We start from the raw sequence: 19300 nt of genomic DNA, 5'->3' as shown, positions 1-19300 counted from the left end.
GTGGTAGACGCCGTTGTCTGCCGTGTAGTGCAGCGGCGCGCAGCGCCTCGTGTACGGGTGGCGTTGGGCGCGGAGGCATTGCGTGTGCGTGGTGCTTACGTGGTGCGGGGCACCGCGCGCACGGTCCAGTGTGCGCGGTGCCCCTTTTGTTTTGTTCGGGTCCGTTACGGGAGATCCGTCACAGACCAGGATAGAGCGGGTGCTTCGCGGCCAGGGCCGTGACGCGGGCGCGCAGCGCCGGCACGTCGTACGACGGCTTCAGGGCCTCGGCGATGATGTCCGCGACCTCGCGGAAGTCCTCGTCCTGGAAGCCGCGGGTGGCCAGCGCCGGGGTGCCGATCCGCAGACCCGAGGTGACCATCGGCGGCCGCGGGTCGTTCGGGATGGCGTTGCGGTTGACCGTGATGCCCACCTCGTGGAGACGGTCCTCGGCCTGCTGACCGTCCAGCTCGGAGTTGCGCAGGTCCACCAGGACCAGGTGCACGTCCGTGCCGCCGGACAGGACGGAGACGCCGTGCTCGGTCACGTCGGCCTGGACCAGACGCTCGGCGAGGATGCGGGCGCCGTCCAGCGTGCGCTGCTGGCGCTCCTTGAACTCCTCGGAGGCGGCGACCTTGAAGGAGACCGCCTTCGCCGCGATGACGTGCTCCAGCGGGCCGCCCTGCTGGCCGGGGAAGACCGCGGAGTTGATCTTCTTGGCGAGCTCGGCGGTGGAGAGGATCACGCCGCCGCGCGGACCGCCGAGGGTCTTGTGTGTGGTCGTGGTGACGACGTGGGCGTGCGGCACCGGGTTGGGGTGCAGACCCGCGGCTACCAGGCCGGCGAAGTGCGCCATGTCGACCATCAGGTAGGCGCCGACCTCGTCGGCGATCCTCCGGAAGGCCGCGAAGTCCAGCTGGCGCGGGTACGCGGACCAGCCGGCGACGATCAGCTTCGGCTTGGACTCCTTGGCGAGGCGCTCGACCTCGGCCATGTCGACCTGACCGGTGGCGTCGTCCACGTGGTAGGCGACCACGTTGTAGAGCTTGCCGGAGAAGTTGATCTTCATGCCGTGGGTCAGGTGACCGCCGTGGGCCAGGTTCAGGCCCATGATCGTGTCGCCCGGCTTCAGCAGCGCGAACATCGCGGCCGCGTTCGCCTGCGCGCCCGAGTGGGGCTGCACATTGGCGTGCTCGGCGCCGAACAGCGCCTTGATGCGGTCGATGGCGATCTGCTCGACCACGTCGACGTGCTCGCAGCCGCCGTAGTAGCGGCGGCCCGGGTAGCCCTCGGCGTACTTGTTCGTGAGGACGGAGCCCTGTGCCTCCATGACCGCGACCGGAGCGAAGTTCTCCGAGGCGATCATCTCGAGGGTGGACTGCTGACGGTGGAGCTCGGCGTCGACAGCGGCGGCGACATCCGGGTCCAGCTCGTGGAGAGGGGTGTTGAGAAGCGACATCACTCGGTCCCTAAGGTTTTGGTCAGCCGGCGAAATCGGTGTACTCGTCCGCGGAGAGCAGGTCCTTCGGCTCCTCGCTGACGCGTACCTTGAAGAGCCAACCGCCCTCGAACGGGGCGGAGTTCACCAGGGACGGGTCGTTGACGACGTCCTCGTTGGCCTCGGTGACCTCACCGCTGACCGGGGAGTACAGGTCGCTGACCGACTTGGTGGACTCCAGCTCGCCGCAGGTCTCGCCCGCGGTCACCGTGTCACCGACCTCGGGGAGCTGGACGTACACCACGTCGCCGAGCGCGTTGGCCGCGTGCTCCGTGATGCCGACCGTCGACACGCCGTCCTCGGCGGCCGACAGCCACTCGTGCTCCTTGCTGTAGCGCAGCTGCTGGGGGTTGCTCATGACCTGAATTCTCCTGTACGCGGGGGAGTGCTGGTGAACGGGGAGAGGGTGCGGACGATCACTTCCGGCACCCCGAGGATCACTTCTGGCGCTTGTAGAACGGCAGCGCCACGACCTCGTACGGCTCGTGGGTGCCCCGGATGTCGACGCCGACCCCCGGAGCGCCCGGCGCGGCGTGGGCCGCGTCCACGTAGGCCATGGCGATCGGCTTGCCGAGGGTGGGGCTCGGGGCGCCCGAGGTGACCTCGCCGATCACTGTGCCGTCCGCCACCACCGACATACCGGCACGGGGGACCCGGCGGCCCTCCGCGATCAGCCCGACGAGCTTGCGCGGCGGCGCGGACTCGGCACGCTCCGCGGCGGCCGTGAGCGCCTCACGGCCGACGAAGTCGCCCTCCTTCTCGAACTTCACCACCCGGCCGAGGCCCGCGTCGAACGGGGTGAGCGCCGTGGTCAGCTCGTGCCCGTACAGCGGCATGCCCGCCTCCAGGCGCAGCGTGTCACGGCAGGACAGGCCGCACGGGATCAGACCGGCGGGCGCGCCCGCGTCGGTCAGCGCCTGCCAGAGCTTCTCGGCGTGCTGCGGCTCGACGAACAGCTCGAAGCCGTCCTCGCCGGTGTAGCCGGTGCGGGCGATCAGCGCCGGGACGCCGGCCACGGTGCCCGGCAGGCCCGCGTAGTACTTCAGGCCGTCCAGGTCCGCGTCGGTCAGGGACTTCAGGATGCCGGGGGACTCCGGGCCCTGGACCGCGATCAGCGCGTACGCGTCACGGTCGTCACGGACGGTGGCGTCGAAGCCCTGGGCGCGCCCGGTGAGGGCGTCGAGCACGATCTGGGCGTTGCCGGCGTTGGCGACGACCATGTACTCGTCCTCGCCGAGGCGGTAGACGATCAGGTCGTCGAGGATGCCGCCGTCCTCCTGGCAGATCATCGTGTAGCGGGCGCGGCCGAGGCCGACGGTGCCGATGTTGCCGACCAGCGCGTAGTTCAGCAGGTCGACGGCCTGCGGACCGGTGACGGTGATCTCACCCATGTGGGACAGGTCGAACAGCCCGGCCTTGGTGCGGACGGCGTTGTGCTCGTCACGCTCGCTGCCGTACCGCAGGGGCATGTCCCAGCCTGCGAAATCGGTCATGGTCGCGCCCAGCGACCTGTGCAGGGCGTCGAGTGCGGTCAGACGGGGGGCGTTGCTCATAGGTGTGGCTCCCAGGGCATGGCTGCGAGGACAATCCTCCCCATCTGTCATCGGAACCTGAGAGGTTCGCCCCGACTACGCGTACGGGTAGTCGTGACTTGCACCTTGGGTGGAGCCACTCGAATGCGGCTCGCTTTTCAGATCTGCCTCATCACACGCGGTACGGGGCCTGAGAGATTCAAGGGAGGAACTTGCTCCTTCGGCGCCCGCCACAGAGGTGGCAGGGACTCTCCCGCGTGGATTCAAGCGGCCGGTATGGAGTTTGCGCGCACATCATTGCACGCATCGGGGAAGAGTGGAGCGTGAGGCCGCCCTGAAAACACTTGAGCCGCATTACCAATTCTTTACACTTCATGGGCAAGGGTGTGGGATGACCCGACACGGGGAGGGGACGACGTTGCAGCCGACCGGTGCCTACGCCACGACCACGGGGGTGCCCGCGCCACCGGGCATGTCCGCCGTCCCGTCCCGGGCCGGAGCGGCCACGCCCGCCCTGCCCGCCCTGCCCGTCCTGCGCGACCTGCGGCAGCGGGCCGGGCGCAGCCCGCACAGCCTGATCTTCGCCGCCGGTGACGTGGTGGTCGTCTCCGGCCTCCCTGGCAGCGGCAAGTCCACGCTGATCCGGCGCGCGGCGAGCGGCCTCGGCATCGACTCGCAGGACACGCGGGACCGCTGGGACGCCCGTGCGCCCCGCTTCCTGCCGTACGCGGTCTACCGCCCGCTGGTGCGGCTCGCCCACTACGCCGGACTGCGGCGTGCCCTACGCTCCGGCGCGAGCGTCGTCGTGCACGACTGCGGCACACAGGCGTGGGTGCGGCGCTGGCTCGCCCGTGAGACACGGCGGCGCGGCACGTCCCTCCACCTGGTGCTGCTGGACGTGACACCCCAGGTCGCGCGGGCGGGCCAGCGCGAGCGGGGCCGCGGCGTCTCGGGCTACGCCTTCGCCCGCCACCGCCGGGCCGTCTCCCGCCTGGTCACCGACGCGGAGGCGGGCCGCCTGCCGGGCGGCTGCGCCTCGGCGGTCCTGCTGGACCGCGAGGCGGCGGGGACGCTGGGGCGGCTGGGCTTCGGATAACGACCGCCTCCACGACCGCTGCGCGAGCCCTGCTCCCTCCCCGCCCCCGCCCGTACCGATGCACGGCTCCGTCGCGGCCAAGCCCCGGAGGCCCGCACCGCGCGCCCGCGCCGCGTCCTCCATCTCCTCGCACCGCCCGCCGGCCGTGCGAGGTACGCCCGGACGGCTGATTTCGCTCCACGAAATCAGCCTGGCCGGCGGCGCTTGTGTGGTCGGTGGCGCCGGCGTGCGTCGGCTGCGCCGGGCTGGGGCTCGGCCGATGGGGTGTTCGCGGCTTGATCGGCGGTGCTTGCCGGGTCGGCAGCACACGCCTGCGTCGGCCGCGCCGGGCTCGGACTCGGCCGATGGGGTGTTCCCGGCCTGGTCGGCGGCTCCTGCCCGTCGGCGGCGCCGGCCTGCGTCGGCCGCGCCGGGCTCGGACTCCGCTGATGGAATTTGCAGCCGTGCCTGCCGCGGCTGAGCTCTTCGCCTGCCAGGTTCCGGACCCGCCTGCGGCGGCCCGAGCCTTCGCAGGCGGCTCAGGCCTCCGCCGGACCGAGGCAAATCCAGCCTCGCCGGCGTTCGAGACGCGGGGGGGGGGGCGGTGGGGGTCCCCCCACGCCGCCAGGCGTAGGGCGAGGAGCCCCCGCAAGCACCGCGCGGAGCGCGGTGGCGGGGGCGGGCGGAGCCCCCACGCGGCGGAGCCGCACATCGGTACAGCGGGAAGGGGCGGGGAAACGCTCCGCGCAGCGGCCACGCCCCCGACGCTAGGGTCGTCGCGCACGACCACGCACCGCCCACCGCTGGGGCCCGCACGAAGGACACCGCATGGACATACCCCGCACCGGCTGGCCCGGCAACGAGCTCGAGGAGGTGCTCGCCGCCTCCCTCGGCAACCCCGCGGCCGGCGGCCGCCTCGTAGAGGTGCTCGGCCGCAGCCCGATATGGGTCCCGCTGCCCAACGGCGGCAACCAGGAGAGCCGCGACCTCGATCTGCCGACCATGGAGATCGACGGCGCCGCTTATGTCCCCGTCTTCAGTTCGGAACAGCAGTTCCTCCAGTGCGTCGGTGCCCATATGCCGTTCACCGTCGCGCCCGCCAGGGAATTCGCCCGCGGGCTGCCCCCGCAGCTCGGTATCGCCGTGAATCCGGGCGGCGCCGTGGGCGCCCCGTTGCCGCCCGCCGCGGTCGCCGAACTGTGCCGGGTGGGGCGGACGCCGCTCGAGGGTCCGGCCTCCGGCGGCCGGGTGCGGCTCTTCGAGCCGGACTGGCAGGAGGAGCCGGTCGACTTCCTCGCCGCCGCGGCAGGCGAGTTCGAGGCCGTCGGCGTCGTGCTGACGGGCCGCCGCGCGCTCGCCTCCATCGAGGGCGACGCGCCGACACTCTTCATCGGTGTGCAGCTCTCGTCATGGGAGGGCGTCGAGCGCAACGCCCCCATGGACGCCCTCGGCCGGGCCATGGGCCGGGTCCAGCCGCCGTGGCCGGTCAACCTGGTGCTTCTCGACGTCGCGCAGGATCCGGTGGCCGACTGGATGCTCGAGCGGGTGCGCCCCTTCTATCAACGACAGCACGCGTAGGGCTCGGGCCTGACACGAAAGAGAGACCCTGTGGTCAAGTCTTTGCCAGGAGGGCCGATTAAGCTGGTTTGATGGCCTGACCAGCCTGACAGAGGCTGTGCGGAACGGTGGGACCGAACGAGGGGCGGAACAGGGTGAGTGCGTCAGGCACCGCGGCGGCCGGGCAGGTCGAGCACATGCTGCGCCAGGTGACTCCCGGCCGCTACGACGCGTACGAGGCGCTGCTGCACGCCCTCGCCGACCCCGCGGGCGGCCGGATCTGGATGCTGCTGTGGCACGGCCGGCCCGGCTCGCCCGACGCCCAGTACGGCAACATGGAGATCGACGGCGTCTGTTACGCCCCGTGCGTCACCTCCCCCCAGGAGCTGGCCGTCTCCGGCTGGAACCGTGCGCACGAGGTCACCACCGGCCGGGACATCGCCCGCGCCCTCTACCCGGACCGCTGGGGCATCTGGCTGAACCCGCACGCGCCCGGCGGCGGTGTCGGCGTGCCGTGGCTGGATCTGCGCCGTATCGCCACGGGTCTGGACCGGATGCCGGCGGGACCGCTGCGGCTGTCGGACCCGGCGATCGAGATCCCGCAGTTCTACGCCCTGCTCACGCAGAACGCCCACCGTACCCCCGCCGTCCGCTCGCTGCGGCGTGCCTGGGTGCAGCCCGCGGTGGGGCCCGCGTACCTGGCCATCGGCCTGGATCTCTACGACACCGGCCCGCAGTCGGTCGAGACGGTGCGGGTGATGATGCGGCAGTCGGTGGCCGCCGTGCCGGACGGCCTGCCGGTGTCGACCGTGGCCATGTCCGACGAGTACGACCCGGTCACCATGTGGATGCGCGTCAATGCCCGCCCCTTCTACGACCGCGACGCCCACGCGGGGGCCCCGGCCGCCGGCGGCGGGTACGGATATCCTCCGCCGCACACCCGCTGAGCTGGGCCGCTGCGGAAATGACGGGAACGAACTCCGCCGGATGTCAAGGGTGTTAAATCGTCTGGCGGGGATGTCCCGTATCTGCCCGGTTTGTTGAGTGTCCGGGTCTCGAGTAGGTATCACCGCTATCCGGACTGTTCTCCCAGGTGTCTCCCGTCTGTAGTGTTCGGCCGTCAAGACCTCTCCCACGGCGGAACCTCGGGGTGGACCCATGCGAATATTCAAGTCCGGAGCTGTCCGGGCGATCACGGCGGCGGTGGCCGTCGGCCTGATCGCCACCGGCTGCGCCAGCGAGCGGGGCAAGGACGGTGACAAGGGGGGCGACAAGGACACGTTCGTGTTCGCCGGCGCCGGTGACCCCGGCTCCCTCGACCCTGCGCTCGCGAGCGACGGTGAGACCTTCCGGGTCACCCGTCAGGCCTTCGAGGCCCTGCTCGAGCACGAGTCCGGCGGCAGCAAGCTCGTCGGCGGTCTCGCCGAGAAGTGGTCCAGCGACCCGGCCGGCAAGGTGTGGACGTTCAACCTGCGCAAGGGTGTGAAGTTCCACGACGGAGAGGCGTTCAACGCCGCCGCGGTCTGCGCGAACTACGACCACTGGTTCAACTGGAAGGGCACCTACCAGTCGAGCGCGGTCTCCTACTACTGGCAGACCATCATGGGTGGCTTCGCCAAGAACGAGGACAAGGAAGCCCCCAAGCCGAACTACAAGTCCTGCACGGCTAAGGACGAGAACACGGCGGTCATCGAGGTCAACGAGCCCTCGGCGAACCTGCCCGGCGGCTTCTCCCTCCAGGCGCTGGCGATCCACTCGCCGAAGGCCATCAAGGAGTACGCGAAGCAGGACGCGACCGCCAAGGGCGACGCGATCACGTACCCCAAGTACAGCCAGGAGGCCGGCACGGTCGCCGGCACCGGCCCGTACAAGATCACGAAGTGGAACAAGGGCAACAAGGAAGTCACCCTTGAGCGCTTCGACGACTACTGGGGCGAGAAGGCCAAGGTCAAGAACCTGGTCTTCCGCACGATCGACACCGAGGCCGGCCGCCGGCAGGCGCTGCAGGCCGGTGACATCGACGGTTACGACCTGGTCGCTCCGGCCGATGTGAAGACGCTGGAGAAGGAGGGTTACGAGGTCCCGACCCGTGACGTCTTCAACATCTTCTACGTCGGTATGACGCAGTCGAAGAACCCCGCGCTGAAGAAGCTCGAGGTCCGGCAGGCCATTTCGCACGCCATCGACCGCGAGGGCATCGTCAAGACGCAGCTGCCCGAGGGCGGCAAGGCCGCGTCCCAGTTCATGCCCGACACGGTGGCCGGTTTCTCGGACAAGGTGAAGACCTACCCGTTCGACACCAACAAGGCCAAGGAGCTCCTCAAGAAGGCCGGTGAGGAGAAGCTCAAGATCGAGTTCTGCTACCCGACCGAGGTCACCCGCCCCTACATGCCGGCGCCGCAGGACATGTTCGAGCGCATGAAGGCCGACCTGGAGAAGGCCGGCATCACGGTCACCCCGAAGGCCATGAAGTGGGCCCCGGACTACCTGGACGCCACCGAGGCCGGCTCCTGCGCCCTGCACATGCTCGGCTGGACCGGTGACTTCAACGACGGCTACAACTTCATCGGCACCTGGTTCGCCGGGCCCGACAAGCAGTGGGGCTTCAACGACAAGAAGGTCTTCGACGCGGTGAACGCCGCCTCGAAGGTCACCGACCCCGCGGGTCGCGTCGAGGCCTACAAGAAGGCCAACGAGACGATCATGGAGTACGTCCCCGGCGTCCCGATCTCGGCCTCCCCGCCGGCGATCGCCTTCGCCAAGAACGTCAACCCGCCGAAGGTCTCCCCGCTGACGCAGGAGAACTTCGCCGAGGTCTCCTTCAAGTAATCGAAACCCCAGCGGGTCCGCCCGGCCACAGAACCTCGGTGGCCGGGCGGACCCGCATCGACGCACGTAAGAAAGGGGCATGCGGGGTGCTGCGACTCGTCGTACGAAGACTGCTACAGCTCATACCCACCCTGCTCGGCCTGTCGGTTCTGCTCTTCCTCTGGCTGAACCGGCTGCCCGGCGGACCCGCCTCAGCGATCCTGGGCGAGCGGGCGACCGAAGCCGAAGTGGCGCGTATCAACCGGGCCCTCGGGCTCGACCAGCCCGTCTACGTCCAGTACTGGCGCTTCCTCAAGCGCATCTTCGAGGGCGACCTCGGCACGTCCGTCCAGACCGGTCAACCGGTGTTGGACGAGTTCACGACGCGTTTCCCGGCAACGGTGGAACTCAGCATCGCCGCGATCCTCCTTGCCATCGTTGTCGGAATCCCGCTCGGCTACCTGGCGGCCAAGCGCCGCGGCGGCTGGCTGGACGTGGCCTCCGTGTCCGGATCGCTGGTCGGCATCTGTATTCCGGTGTTCTTCCTGGCGCAGCTGCTCAAGGGCGTGCTGGCCGAGCCGCTCGGCCTGCCGACCTTCGGTCGACTCCCGAGCGGTCTCGACGCCACCGAGGTCACCGGATTCGCGGTGCTGGACGGCCTGTTGACGGGTGAACTCGACGCCAGCTGGGCGGCGATCAAGCATCTGATCCTGCCCGCGATCGCGCTGGCCTCCATCCCGCTCGCCGTGATCGTGCGGATGACGCGGGCCAGCGTCCTGGAGGTCCTCGGCGAGGACTACGTCCGCACCGCGGAGTCCAAGGGCCTGGAGAAGCGCGTTGTTCGCGGCCGTCACGTGCTGCGTAATGCGCTGCTTCCTGTGGTCACCGCCGTGGGTCTGCTCACCGGAAGCCTCCTCTCGGGCGCGGTGCTCACCGAGTCGGTCTTCACCTTCGGAGGCATCGGCTCCTTCATCCGCACCTCGATCGACGCCCGCGACTACCCGGTGCTCGTCGGGTTCATCCTCTTTATCGCGATGGTGTACGTCCTCATCAACCTGCTGGTCGACCTCGCGTACAGCATCATCGACCCGAGAGTGCGGGTGCACTGACGTGACGACCATGACGAAGAAGGCCGACAAGATCGATCGGCTCGCCGAGCTGATGCAGACCTCCGAGACCACCAGCGGCGCCAGCCTGTGGCGCGAGGCCATGCGGCGGCTGCGGTCCAGCAAGATGGCGATCATCGGCGGCGTCATCATCGCGTTGTTCGTGATCCTCTCGATCATCGGACCGTGGATCGCTCCGCACAGCCCGTCCGCCCAGACGTGGCGGGGCGAAGTCTTCGCCAACAGGGGCGAATTCGTCGGCGCGCGCGACGGGAACTGGTTCGGCCTCGACCACCTGGGCCGCGACATGTTCTCCCGGATCCTGGTCGGAGCCCGGCAGACCCTGATGGTCGGCGTCGTGTCGATGCTGATCGGTCTGATCGTCGGCGCCCTCATCGGTGTGCTCTCCGGGGCGGCCGCGACGCTCGGCGGCAGGGCCGGCGAGCGCGTCGACACGGTGATCATGCGCTTCACCGACATCATGCTGTCGCTGCCGTCGCTGCTGCTGGCGGTCTCCATCGCCGCGGTGATGGGGCAGTCGCTGACCACCGTGATGATCGCGGTCGGCGTCGTGCAGATCCCGATCTTCGCGCGGCTGCTGCGCGGTTCGATGCTGGTGCAGGGCAGCTCCGACTACGTACTCGCGGCGAAGGCGCTCGGCATCAGGAAGAAGCGGATCGTCTTCACGCAGATCCTGCCGAACTCGCTCAGCCCGGTGATCGTCCAGGCGACGCTCAGCCTCGCCACCGCGATCATCGAGGCCGCGGCCCTGTCCTACCTGGGCCTCGGCAACCCGGATCCGGCGATCCCGGAGTGGGGCGTCATGCTCGCCCAGGCCGAACGGTTCTTCGACAACGAGCCCATGATGGCGGCCTACCCCGCCATCGGCATCATCATCACCGCCCTCGGCTTCACCCTGCTCGGCGAGGCCACGCGCGAAGCCCTCGACCCGAAGCTGCGAGGCTGAAGTCCCATGGCACTGCTCTCAGTTGAAGAACTCAGCGTCACCTTCACCGCCAAGGGCCGCAAGGACTCCACGGCCGTCGACGGCGTCTCGTTCGACGTCGACCAGGGCCAGGTCGTGGGCCTCGTGGGCGAGTCGGGCTGCGGCAAGTCCGTGACCTCGCTCGCCCTGATGGGCCTGCTGCCCGGCAAGGGCGTGAAGGTCGGCGGGCGCGCGGAGTTCGACGGCAAGGACCTGCTGAGCATGAGCCCGCGCAAGCTGCGGGACATGCGCGGCAGCCAGCTGGCGATGATCTTCCAGGACCCGCTGTCCTCGCTGAACCCGGTCGTCCCCATCGGCGTCCAGGTCACCGAGATCCTCGAACGCCACCGCGGGCTCAAGGGCGAGGCCGCCCGCAAGGAAGCGGCGAACCTGCTGGACCGGGTCGGCATCCCCGACCCGACCCGGCGGCTCAAGGAGTACCCGCACCAGCTGTCCGGCGGTATGCGCCAGCGCGCGCTCATCGCCATGGCCGTCGCGTGCGCTCCCCGGCTGCTCATCGCCGACGAGCCGACGACCGCGCTCGACGTGACCATCCAGGCGCAGATCCTGGAACTGCTCAAGGAACTGGTCGACCAGGAGGGCACCGCCCTGCTGATGATCACCCACGACCTGGGCGTCGTGGCCGGCCTCTGCGACCAGGTCAACGTGCTGTACGCGGGCCGGGCCGTCGAATCCGCGGGCCGCCGCGAGCTGTTCGCGCACCCCACCCACCCGTACGCGCACGGTCTGCTCGGGTCCATCCCCCGGCTGGACGCGCCGCGCGGCGAACCGCTCAGCCCCATCCGCGGATCCATCAACGACCGGATCGCCTGGGCGGACGGCTGCGCGTTCGCGCCGCGCTGCGACTACTACACGATGGAGTGCCTGACCGGCACACCCGAACTGACCGAACCACGCGCGGCCGGACACCAGGTGCGTTGCGTCAACCCGGTCCTTCCCAAGCCCAAGGCGGAGGTCTCGGCATGAGCCTGCTCGAACTCGACGATGTGAAGGTCCACTTCCCCGTCAGGAAGGGCGTCCTCTTCAACCGCACGGTCGGCCATGTCTACGCCGTCGACGGTGTGTCGCTGAAGGTCGAGGCCGGTCAGACGTACGGGCTGGTGGGCGAGTCCGGCTGTGGCAAGACGACGCTCGGCCGCGGTGTGCTGCGTCTCGTGGACATCACCGACGGCGAGGTCGTCTTCGACGGGACGGACCTGGCGAAGCTGCCGGAGGAGGAGATGCGCCGGTACCGCCGGCGTCTGCAGATGGTCTTCCAGGACCCGCTCGGCAGCCTCAACCCGCGGCAGAACATCGAGTCGATCCTCAGCGAGGGCATGGCCGCGCACGGGATCGGCAAGGACCAGGAGGAGCGCCGGGAGAGGATCAAGGAGATCCTCGCCAAGGTCGGCCTGCCCACCAACGCGCTCTCCCGCTACCCGCACGAGTTCTCCGGCGGTCAGCGCCAGCGCATCGGCATCGCCCGTGCGCTGGTCCTCGAGCCCGACGTGATCATCTGCGACGAGCCGGTCTCGGCGCTCGACGTGTCGGTGCAGGCGCAGGTGATCAACCTGCTGGAGGAGCTCCAGGAGTCGATGGGCCTGACGTACCTCGTCATCGCCCACGACCTGGCGGTCGTCCGGCACATCTCGGACGTCATCGGGGTCATGTACCTCGGCTCCCTCGTGGAGGAGGCGCCGAGCGACGCGCTGTACGCGGGGCCCAAGCACCCGTACACCAAGGCGCTCATGTCGGCGGTCCCGGTGCCCGACCCCGAGGTGGAGGACCGCCGCGAGCGGATCCTGCTCCAGGGTGACCTGCCCTCGCCGGCCAACCCGCCGGCGGGCTGCCGCTTCCACACCCGGTGCCCCTGGGCCCAGGACAGGTGCGCGGCCGAACGCCCGGTGCTGACGGACGTCGGTGACGGGCACAAGGTGGCGTGCCACTTCGCGGCCGAGATCGAGGCGGGGACGCTGGAGCTGACGCGCCCGACCGGCATCGAGGCGGTCACGGAGACCAAGGCCGTCGCGGCGGAGGGCCCCGACGCCGACAAGGTCGCGATCCCGGCGCAGTCGTCGGGCGACGAGCCGGCGGCGAAGAAGAAGGAGCAGGAGCGGGAGCACGACTCCGCGGAGGTCGAGGAGCCGGCCAAGGCCGACGCCGACGCCGATGTCGAGGACCAGGCTTCGGCCGAGACCGACGCTCCGGTCGAGACCCACGGCGCGGAGACCGATGCTCCCGCGAAGGCGGAGGACGTGGATCCTGCGGGCGACGCCGATGCCGGTGGGGACGCCGCCGAAGAGGCCGACGCTCCGGAGTCGGACGCCTCCGGCGTGGAGTCGGCAAAGACCGGCTGACGGACCGCCGCACATCTTGGAGCACCGGGCGTTGTAGAACTGTCCGGTGCTCCAAGAACTGTTCACCCCCTCCGTCCAGCATGCTCTCGAGATCGTCGGCATCTTCGTCTTCGCGATCTCCGGGGCACTGCTCGCCGTCCGCAAGAACTTCGACGTGTTCGGCATGGCCGTCCTCGCCGAGGTCACGGCGCTGGGCGGTGGGCTGCTGCGCGACCTGATCATCGGGGCCGTACCGCCCGCGGCCTTCACCGATCTCGGGTACTTCGTCACGCCGCTGGTCGCGACGGCGCTGGTGTTCTTCCTGCACCCGCACGTGGAGCGGATCCAGGTGGCGGTCAACGTGTTCGACGCGGCCGGGCTGGGCCTCTTCTGCGTGACGGGGACGACCAAGGCGTACGAGTACGGTCTCGGACTCACCTCATCCGCCACCCTCGGGCTCGCCACGGCCGTCGGCGGCGGTGTGCTGCGCGATGTGCTGGCCAACGAGGTGCCCTCGCTGCTGCGCTGGGACCGTGACCTTTACGCCGTGCCCGCGATGGTGGGTGCGGCGATGGTGGTGCTGTGCATCCGCTTCGAGGCGCTGAACCCGTTCACGAGCGGGCTGGCCGTGGTGACGGCGTTCGTCCTGCGGCTGCTGGCGATGCGTTTCCACTGGCGGGCGCCGCGTGCCTGGAACCGGCGTTCGGAGGCGAGCGAGTGAGGACCGGCGCCTGACGAGGAGCGGCCGGGTCGCGTGGCACCGGTGTGACGCAGCGCGCAAAGCTACCGCTTAGTAGTTGTCTGTTGTACCGTACCGCCATGGCTGAAGCAGCGACTCAGGCGACCGTCGGCAACAGTGAATTCGACCGGGACACGGCGATCACGCGGCGCGCGGACGGCGTCTACGACGTGGAACTCTCGGCGGGCTGGACGATCATTCACGCCGTCAACGGCGGCTATCTGCTGGCCCTCATGGGCCGGGCGCTCGGTGACGCGCTGCCGCACCCCGACCCCTTCTCCGTGTCGGCGCACTACCTCACGGCCTCCCAGCCGGGGCCCGCGGTGATACGCACCCAGACCGTGCGCACCGGCCGCACGCTCTCCACCGGTCAGGCCTCGCTCTTCCAGTACGAGGAGGACGGGACCGAGGTCGAGCGGATCCGTGTGCTGGCCACCTACGGCGACCTGGACTCGCTGCCCGACGACGTCCGCACCGCCGCCGTGCCCCCGGCGATCCCGCCGCTCGAGCAGTGCCTCGGACCCGCCGACGGGCAGCCTTCGATACCCGGCAGCTCGGCGATCACCGAGCGGCTCGACATCAAGCTGGACCCGGCGACGGTCGGATGGGCGATCGGCGCGCCCTCCGGCAAGGGCGAGATGCGGGGCTGGTTCGGTCTCGCGGACGGCCGCGACGCGGACCCGCTGTCCCTGCTGCTGACGGTGGACGCGCTGCCGCCGACGTCGTTCGAGCTCGGGCTCTCGGGCTGGACCCCGACGGTCGAGCTGACCACCCACATCCGCTGCCGCCCGGCGCCCGGGCCGCTGCGGGTCTCGATCACCACGCGGAACCTGGCAGGCGGCTTCCTGGAGGAGGACGCGGACGTCTGGGACTCCGCGGACCGTCTGGTGGCCCAGTCCCGCCAGCTGGCCAAGGCCCCTCGGGGCCAGTAGCCCCGCCTGCGGCCCTGCGGCCCTGCGGCCCTGCGGCCCTGCGGGTCCTGCCGCATCGGCGCGCCCCGCCGTCAACAACGTCTCCGGCTGCCTCCCGCCCTCTGTGGTGGGAGGCAGCCGGTGCGTTTCCGGCAGGAAGGTCAGGGCGCGTCCAGCCAGTGGCGGCGGCCGAGGCTGATGAGGCGCAACTGCCGTACGGCCAGGGCGCGGACCCTGTCCTCGCCGCCGGGGCCGGCCTCCAGGAAGGACGAGGCCGTCATCACCATGTGGTCGACGTACACGCCGGCCAGCATGCGGAGGTCCTCCTCGCTCCAGCCGGCCGACTCCGGTTCGTCGGCGAAAGCGGCCGCCACCTCCTCGGAGAAACGGTCGAGTTGCTCGCCTATCGCCGCGCGGACCGCCGCCACGCCGCCGTGCCGCTCGCGGGCGATGAAGCGGACGTGGGCGGGGAAGGTGCGGACGAGTCCGGCGACCAGCGCCACGGTCCGCTCGATGCGGGCCTCGTCGTGCGGCTCGCGCAGTGCCTCCCCGATCGTGAGGTGCAGGCTGCCGAGCGTCGCCTCGACCAGCGCCACCCCGAGGTCCGCCGTGTCGCGGAAGTGCCGGTAGAACGCGGTCGGCGCGACACCCACGGCCCGAGTGACCTCGCGCAGCCCGAGGCTGCTCAGGCTCTGCTCCTCGAGCAGCTCCAGCGCGGCGTCGAGGAGGGCCTGCCGGGTCTTCTGCTTCTGGGCCTGACGGATGCCGGCGGTGTGACTCATGACATCGAGTAAACAACCGTTCTCCGAAGAAGGAAAGAGTAGACTCGCCAGTCAGTGAACAATCGTACTTACAAGTGTTCACCCAGAAGTCGCCGAAAGGATGACGATGATCGCCCTTGTAGCAGCACTTCTTCTGCTCGGAATCATGCTGGGCGCCGTGGTCCAACTCCCCGCGTCCGTCTCGCTGGTGGCAGCCTCCGCCATCGGCTGCTGGCTGCTCGTCTTCGCCGTGCGCGAGCGCGGCCGGGCCCGCCGCGACTGAACCGCCCGCACAGTCCTCGTACCGGAACCGGAAGGAGAGACGTCATGCAACTCGCCGAACTCGTACGTCCCCGGCCCCACGGCGGCGACCGCCGCCCATCCGCGGCAGCCGGCGCCGAAGACGCCCCTGAGGCGCCGACGGTCGCGAACGGCCCGGGGGACGGCCCCGCGGCGGAAGGCCGCAAGGACGCCGACGGCATGGCTGTCGCGGCCTTCGTGCTCGGCCTCGTCGGGCTGCTCGTGATGAACATCGTGCTCGGCCCCACCGCCGTCGTGCTCGCGGCGCTCGCCCTCCGGCGCGGCACCGTACGCCGCGGCCGCGCACTCGTCGGCCTTGCCCTCGGCGTCGCCGATCTCGTGGTGCTCGCCGTGCTCGTGACCGTCAACGGCACGGTCGTCTGGGGCTTCGGAGGCTGATCGCCGACGGTCCCGGCCGGGACAGAGCCGCTCCCGGCCCCCCACCCGTCCAGCCCGGGGCGCAGGCCCGGGGCCCGTGCGCCCCTGCGCCGCGTCCGCGCCCCCACGGAGCCTCGTAGAATCGAGGCCACCATGGCTTACCTCGACCACGCCGCGACCACTCCGATGCTGCCGGAGGCCGTCGAGGCGATGACCGCCCAGCTCTCCGTCACCGGCAACGCGTCCGCACTCCACGCAGCCGGGCGACGGGCCCGCCGTACCGTCGAGGAGGCCCGCGAGACGCTCGCGGAGGCCCTCGGCGCCAGGCCGAGTGAAGTCGTCTTCACCTCGGGCGGTACCGAGGCGGACAACCTCGCCGTGAAGGGCCTGTACTGGGCACGCCGCGGCGCCGACCCCGCCCGCACCCGCGTACTGGCCAGCCCGGTCGAGCACCACGCCGTGCTCGACGCGGTGGACTGGCTCGGCGAACACGAGGGCGCGACCGTCGAGTACCTGCCCGTCGATCCGTACGGCAGGGTCCACCCCGAGGCGTTGCGCGAGGCCATCGGCCGGAACCCGGACGACGTTGCCTTCGCCACCGTCATGTGGGCCAACAACGAGATCGGTACCGTCATGCCGGTCGCCGAACTCGCGGCCGTGGCGAAGGAGTTCGGCGTACCGCTGCACGCCGACGCGGTCCAGGCCTTCGGACAGCTCGATGTGGACTTCGCCGCGTCGGGGCTCGCGGCGATGACGGTCTCCGGACACAAGATCGGCGGCCCCTACGGCATCGGCGCCCTGCTGCTCGGCCGCGAGTACAGCCCCGTCCCCGTCCTGCACGGCGGCGGCCAGGAACGCCACGTGCGCTCCGGCACCCTCGACGCCCCGGCCATCGCCGCCTTCGCGGTGGCCGGCCGGCTGGCCGCCGAACGCCGCGAGGACTTCGCCCGCGACATCGGCTCCCTGCGCGACGACCTCGTGCGCGCCGTGCGGACCGCCGTCCCCGACGCGATCCTCGGCGGCGACCCGGACAACCGGCTGCCCGCCAACGCGCACTTCACCTTCCCGGGCTGCGAGGGCGACTCGCTGCTCCTGCTGCTCGACGCCCAGGGCATCGAATGCTCCACCGGCTCCGCCTGCACCGCCGGCGTCGCGCAGCCCAGCCACGTCCTGCTCGCCACCGGCACGGACCCGGACCTCGCCCGCGGCACCCTGCGCTTCAGCCTCGGCCACACCTCGACGAAGGCCGACGCGGAAGCCGTCGCCCAGGCCATCGGCCCGGCGGTCGAACGGGCGCGTACAGCGGGCCTGAGCTAGCGCGGCCCTGCTCGAAACCGGGGCGACAGCGACGCCCGGGCGCCCCGCACCGGCGCCCTGGTGCCCGGGCGTGGTCGGCTCAGGCGCTGTTCTCCGTCGCCTCCGCCGCCCGCCGGGCCGCCGGCATCTCCGCCGCGACGAGCTTCATGTACTTCGGCCAGTCCCAGTGCGGCCCCGGGTCGGTGTGGTCCGTCCCCGGGACCTCGACATGTCCCACGATGTGCTCCCGGTCCACCGCTATGCCGTGGCGCACGCAGATGTCCGCCGTCAGCTTCGCCGAGCCGCGGTACATCGCGTCGGTGAAGTCCTGCGGCCGGTCCACGAAGCCCTCGTGCTCTATGCCGATGCTGCGCTCGTTGTACGAGCGGTTTCCGGCGTGGTACGCGACGTCGAGCTCGCGGATCATCTGCGCCACATGACCGTCCTTGCGCACCACGTAGTGGGTCGCCGCGCCGTGCAGAGGGTCCCTGAAGACCTTGAGCGCGGTCGGATAGCTGCCCTGCACGACATGGATGACGACCCGGTCGATCTCGTAGTCGTCGGGGCGGTCGGCCAGCCGCCAGTTCGCCGCGTTGGCCGCGACCCACTGCGCGCCCGCGTGGTCGATCTCACCCTCCTTGCGCGGAGTGCGCACCCACGGCATGCCCCGCCACAGCCGGCGCAGCTCCTCCTCAACGAGGACGCCCCCGCCGATGACCGCCGCCCCGCCGCCGATCAGCACGGCCCGCCGGCTCACGCCGCGCTTCCTGCCGTCCCCGCCATGCTTGTTGTCGCTGCCCATGACGGTCACAACGCATACTCGCGAGCTTTCGGTTCCCCGGCACCCGTACCCTGGTAGCGCTATGACTGAGACTTCCCAGCGTCCCCTCCGTGTCCTCGCCGCCATGTCCGGCGGCGTGGACTCCGCCGTCGCCGCCGCCCGCGCGGCAGAGGCCGGTCACGACGTGACCGGTGTGCACCTGGCGCTCTCCGCGAACCCGCAGTCCTTCCGCACGGGTGCCCGCGGCTGCTGCACCATCGAGGACTCGCGCGACGCCCGCCGTGCCGCGGACGTCATCGGCATCCCCTTCTACGTGTGGGACCTGGCAGAACGCTTCCGCGAGGACGTCGTCGAGGACTTCATCGCCGAGTACGAGGCGGGCCGCACGCCCAACCCGTGCCTGCGCTGCAACGAGAAGATCAAGTTCGCCGCGCTGCTCGACAAGGCCCTCGCGCTGGGCTTCGACGCGGTGTGCACCGGCCACTACGCCACCGTGGTCCTGAAGGACGACGGCAGCCGCGAGCTGCACCGCGCCAGCGACATGGCCAAGGACCAGTCGTACGTGCTGGGCGTCCTCGACGAGAGGCAGCTCGCGCACGCGATGTTCCCGCTCGGCGACACGCTGACCACCAAGGACGAGATCCGGGCGGAGGCCGAGCGGCGCGGGCTCGCGGTCGCGAAGAAGCCCGACAGCCACGACATCTGCTTCATCGCCGACGGTGACACCCAGGGCTTCCTGGCGGACCGCCTCGGCACCGCGGAGGGCGACATCGTCGACGAGTCGGGTACGAAGCTCGGCAGTCACGACGGCGCCTTCGGGTTCACCATCGGGCAGCGCAAGGGCCTGCGCATCGGCCACCCCGCGCCGGACGGCAAGCCGCGCTACGTCCTCGACATCTCCCCGGTGAACAACACGGTGACCGTCGGCCCGGTCGAGGCCCTCGACGTCACGGCCCTGACCGCGATCAAGCCCCGCTGGTGCGGCGCGGCCCCGGAGGGGCCCGGCACGTACACCGCCCAGCTGCGCGCCCACGGCGGCGAGACGGAGGTGACGGCAGAGCTGGTCGACGGCTCGGAGCTGCGGGTCACCTTCACCGAGCCGGTCCGCGGCGTGGCCCCCGGACAGGCGGTCGTACTCTACGACGGCACGCGGGTGGTCGGCTCGGCGACGATCGCGACGACGACCCGGCGGGCGACGGCCGTCGCCTAGGCATCCCTGTCCGGATCCGGTCGGACCCGCCCGGATCCGGACGAACTG

At 70.6% G+C, this 19300-nt stretch carries 19 protein-coding genes and 1 riboswitch; of the genes, 14 read left to right on the top strand and 5 right to left on the bottom strand.

Annotation, left to right across the window (positions count from 1 at the left end):
* Positions 1-178 precede the first annotated feature (178 nt).
* The 3 genes from glyA to gcvT form a co-directional block, all read right to left on the bottom strand.
* Positions 179-1438 carry a serine hydroxymethyltransferase gene (glyA, locus tag ACTMTU_RS27070; protein ID WP_441266061.1) on the bottom strand — a complete coding sequence of 420 codons (1260 nt, stop codon included), beginning with the start codon at positions 1436-1438 and terminating at the stop codon, positions 179-181.
* A gap of 22 nt (positions 1439-1460) precedes the next feature.
* Positions 1461-1835, bottom strand: coding sequence for a glycine cleavage system protein GcvH (gene gcvH, locus ACTMTU_RS27065; RefSeq protein ID WP_159686883.1), 375 nt, complete (start codon positions 1833-1835; stop codon positions 1461-1463).
* 79 nt (positions 1836-1914) lie between these two features.
* Positions 1915-3030, bottom strand: a complete 1116-nt coding sequence (gene gcvT, locus ACTMTU_RS27060) for a glycine cleavage system aminomethyltransferase GcvT (RefSeq protein ID WP_441266060.1) — start codon at positions 3028-3030, stop codon at positions 1915-1917.
* 148 nt (positions 3031-3178) lie between these two features.
* A riboswitch (glycine riboswitch) is annotated at positions 3179-3275 on the bottom strand.
* A 206-nt stretch (positions 3276-3481) separates the two neighbouring features.
* On the opposite strand from gcvT, the gene ACTMTU_RS27055 reads away from it, so the two are divergent.
* The 10 genes from ACTMTU_RS27055 (at position 3482) to ACTMTU_RS27010 (ending at position 14547) form a co-directional block, all read left to right on the top strand.
* On the top strand, positions 3482-4105 hold the full coding sequence (locus tag ACTMTU_RS27055; protein ID WP_441266154.1) for an AAA family ATPase: 624 nt from the start codon (positions 3482-3484) through the stop codon (positions 4103-4105).
* An 807-nt stretch (positions 4106-4912) separates the two neighbouring features.
* Positions 4913-5662: an enhanced serine sensitivity protein SseB gene (locus tag ACTMTU_RS27050; RefSeq protein WP_441266059.1), complete on the top strand. Its 750-nt coding sequence runs from the start codon at positions 4913-4915 to the stop codon at positions 5660-5662.
* A gap of 134 nt (positions 5663-5796) precedes the next feature.
* Positions 5797-6588: an enhanced serine sensitivity protein SseB C-terminal domain-containing protein gene (locus tag ACTMTU_RS27045; protein WP_441266058.1), complete on the top strand. Its 792-nt coding sequence runs from the start codon at positions 5797-5799 to the stop codon at positions 6586-6588.
* Between the two features lie 211 nt (positions 6589-6799).
* On the top strand, positions 6800-8470 hold the full coding sequence (locus tag ACTMTU_RS27040; protein ID WP_441266057.1) for an ABC transporter substrate-binding protein: 1671 nt from the start codon (positions 6800-6802) through the stop codon (positions 8468-8470).
* 86 nt (positions 8471-8556) lie between these two features.
* Positions 8557-9558 (top strand): ABC transporter permease, encoded by a 1002-nt coding sequence (locus tag ACTMTU_RS27035; protein ID WP_441266056.1) that lies wholly within the window; start codon positions 8557-8559, stop codon positions 9556-9558.
* A gap of 10 nt (positions 9559-9568) precedes the next feature.
* On the top strand, positions 9569-10522 hold the full coding sequence (locus ACTMTU_RS27030; RefSeq protein ID WP_441266153.1) for an ABC transporter permease: 954 nt from the start codon (positions 9569-9571) through the stop codon (positions 10520-10522).
* Between the two features lie 6 nt (positions 10523-10528).
* Positions 10529-11527 (top strand): ABC transporter ATP-binding protein, encoded by a 999-nt coding sequence (locus tag ACTMTU_RS27025; protein ID WP_189471313.1) that lies wholly within the window; start codon positions 10529-10531, stop codon positions 11525-11527.
* Complete coding sequence (locus ACTMTU_RS27020) at positions 11524-12897, top strand: oligopeptide/dipeptide ABC transporter ATP-binding protein (protein ID WP_441266055.1); 1374 nt, start codon at positions 11524-11526, stop codon at positions 12895-12897. The genes ACTMTU_RS27025 and ACTMTU_RS27020 overlap by 4 nt, the downstream gene beginning before the upstream one ends.
* 46 nt (positions 12898-12943) lie before the next feature.
* Positions 12944-13597, top strand: coding sequence for a trimeric intracellular cation channel family protein (locus ACTMTU_RS27015; protein WP_441266054.1), 654 nt, complete (start codon positions 12944-12946; stop codon positions 13595-13597).
* Between the two features lie 98 nt (positions 13598-13695).
* Positions 13696-14547 (top strand): thioesterase family protein, encoded by an 852-nt coding sequence (locus tag ACTMTU_RS27010; RefSeq protein WP_441266053.1) that lies wholly within the window; start codon positions 13696-13698, stop codon positions 14545-14547.
* Positions 14548-14687: 140 nt separating this feature from the next.
* Here the strand turns inward: ACTMTU_RS27010 and ACTMTU_RS27005 are convergent, their stop codons facing one another.
* Positions 14688-15308 carry a TetR family transcriptional regulator gene (locus ACTMTU_RS27005; RefSeq protein ID WP_441266052.1) on the bottom strand — a complete coding sequence of 207 codons (621 nt, stop codon included), beginning with the start codon at positions 15306-15308 and terminating at the stop codon, positions 14688-14690.
* 106 nt (positions 15309-15414) lie between these two features.
* Here ACTMTU_RS27005 and ACTMTU_RS27000 point away from each other — a divergent pair, with 106 nt between their 5' ends.
* The 3 genes from ACTMTU_RS27000 (at position 15415) to ACTMTU_RS26990 (ending at position 17282) form a co-directional block, all read left to right on the top strand.
* Positions 15415-15570 (top strand): hypothetical protein, encoded by a 156-nt coding sequence (locus ACTMTU_RS27000; protein WP_167306813.1) that lies wholly within the window; start codon positions 15415-15417, stop codon positions 15568-15570.
* 44 nt (positions 15571-15614) lie between these two features.
* Positions 15615-15986, top strand: a complete 372-nt coding sequence (locus ACTMTU_RS26995; RefSeq protein WP_441266051.1) for a hypothetical protein — start codon at positions 15615-15617, stop codon at positions 15984-15986.
* A gap of 132 nt (positions 15987-16118) precedes the next feature.
* Complete coding sequence (locus ACTMTU_RS26990; RefSeq protein ID WP_441266050.1) at positions 16119-17282, top strand: cysteine desulfurase family protein; 1164 nt, start codon at positions 16119-16121, stop codon at positions 17280-17282.
* A gap of 79 nt (positions 17283-17361) precedes the next feature.
* Here ACTMTU_RS26990 and ACTMTU_RS26985 read toward each other — a convergent pair whose 3' ends face one another.
* A complete protein-coding gene (locus ACTMTU_RS26985) occupies positions 17362-18063 on the bottom strand; it encodes an N-acetylmuramoyl-L-alanine amidase (RefSeq protein WP_441266049.1) in 702 nt (233 codons plus the stop codon).
* A gap of 61 nt (positions 18064-18124) precedes the next feature.
* Between ACTMTU_RS26985 and mnmA the strand changes: the two genes are divergently transcribed.
* Positions 18125-19252, top strand: coding sequence for a tRNA 2-thiouridine(34) synthase MnmA (mnmA, locus tag ACTMTU_RS26980; protein WP_402245669.1), 1128 nt, complete (start codon positions 18125-18127; stop codon positions 19250-19252).
* Positions 19253-19300: the final 48 nt, after the last annotated feature.

The sequence above is a fragment of the Streptomyces sp. OZ13 genome (genome assembly GCF_052068155.1).
In the GTDB taxonomy this organism is placed as follows: Bacteria; Actinomycetota; Actinomycetes; order Streptomycetales; family Streptomycetaceae; genus Streptomyces.
The sequence above is the reverse complement of the archived record's forward strand: the minus strand, read 5'-3'. Positions and strand labels throughout refer to the sequence as shown.

Bases quoted from the DNA above. Each gene is read 5' to 3' on its own strand.
- glyA (WP_441266061.1), bottom strand. From the start codon at position 1,438: ATGTCGCTTCTCAACACCCCTCTCCACGAGCTGGACCCGGATGTCGCC.
- gcvH (WP_159686883.1), bottom strand. From the start codon at position 1,835: ATGAGCAACCCCCAGCAGCTGCGCTACAGCAAGGAGCACGAGTGGCTG.
- gcvT (WP_441266060.1), bottom strand. From the start codon at position 3,030: ATGAGCAACGCCCCCCGTCTGACCGCACTCGACGCCCTGCACAGGTCG.
- ACTMTU_RS27055 (WP_441266154.1), top strand. From the start codon at position 3,482: ATGTCCGCCGTCCCGTCCCGGGCCGGAGCGGCCACGCCCGCCCTGCCC.
- ACTMTU_RS27050 (WP_441266059.1), top strand. From the start codon at position 4,913: ATGGACATACCCCGCACCGGCTGGCCCGGCAACGAGCTCGAGGAGGTG.
- ACTMTU_RS27040 (WP_441266057.1), top strand. From the start codon at position 6,800: ATGCGAATATTCAAGTCCGGAGCTGTCCGGGCGATCACGGCGGCGGTG.
- ACTMTU_RS27030 (WP_441266153.1), top strand. From the start codon at position 9,569: ATGACGAAGAAGGCCGACAAGATCGATCGGCTCGCCGAGCTGATGCAG.
- ACTMTU_RS27025 (WP_189471313.1), top strand. From the start codon at position 10,529: ATGGCACTGCTCTCAGTTGAAGAACTCAGCGTCACCTTCACCGCCAAG.
- ACTMTU_RS27020 (WP_441266055.1), top strand. From the start codon at position 11,524: ATGAGCCTGCTCGAACTCGACGATGTGAAGGTCCACTTCCCCGTCAGG.
- ACTMTU_RS27010 (WP_441266053.1), top strand. From the start codon at position 13,696: ATGGCTGAAGCAGCGACTCAGGCGACCGTCGGCAACAGTGAATTCGAC.
- ACTMTU_RS27005 (WP_441266052.1), bottom strand. From the start codon at position 15,308: ATGAGTCACACCGCCGGCATCCGTCAGGCCCAGAAGCAGAAGACCCGG.
- ACTMTU_RS27000 (WP_167306813.1), top strand. From the start codon at position 15,415: ATGATCGCCCTTGTAGCAGCACTTCTTCTGCTCGGAATCATGCTGGGC.
- ACTMTU_RS26995 (WP_441266051.1), top strand. From the start codon at position 15,615: ATGCAACTCGCCGAACTCGTACGTCCCCGGCCCCACGGCGGCGACCGC.
- ACTMTU_RS26990 (WP_441266050.1), top strand. From the start codon at position 16,119: ATGGCTTACCTCGACCACGCCGCGACCACTCCGATGCTGCCGGAGGCC.
- ACTMTU_RS26985 (WP_441266049.1), bottom strand. From the start codon at position 18,063: ATGGGCAGCGACAACAAGCATGGCGGGGACGGCAGGAAGCGCGGCGTG.
- mnmA (WP_402245669.1), top strand. From the start codon at position 18,125: ATGACTGAGACTTCCCAGCGTCCCCTCCGTGTCCTCGCCGCCATGTCC.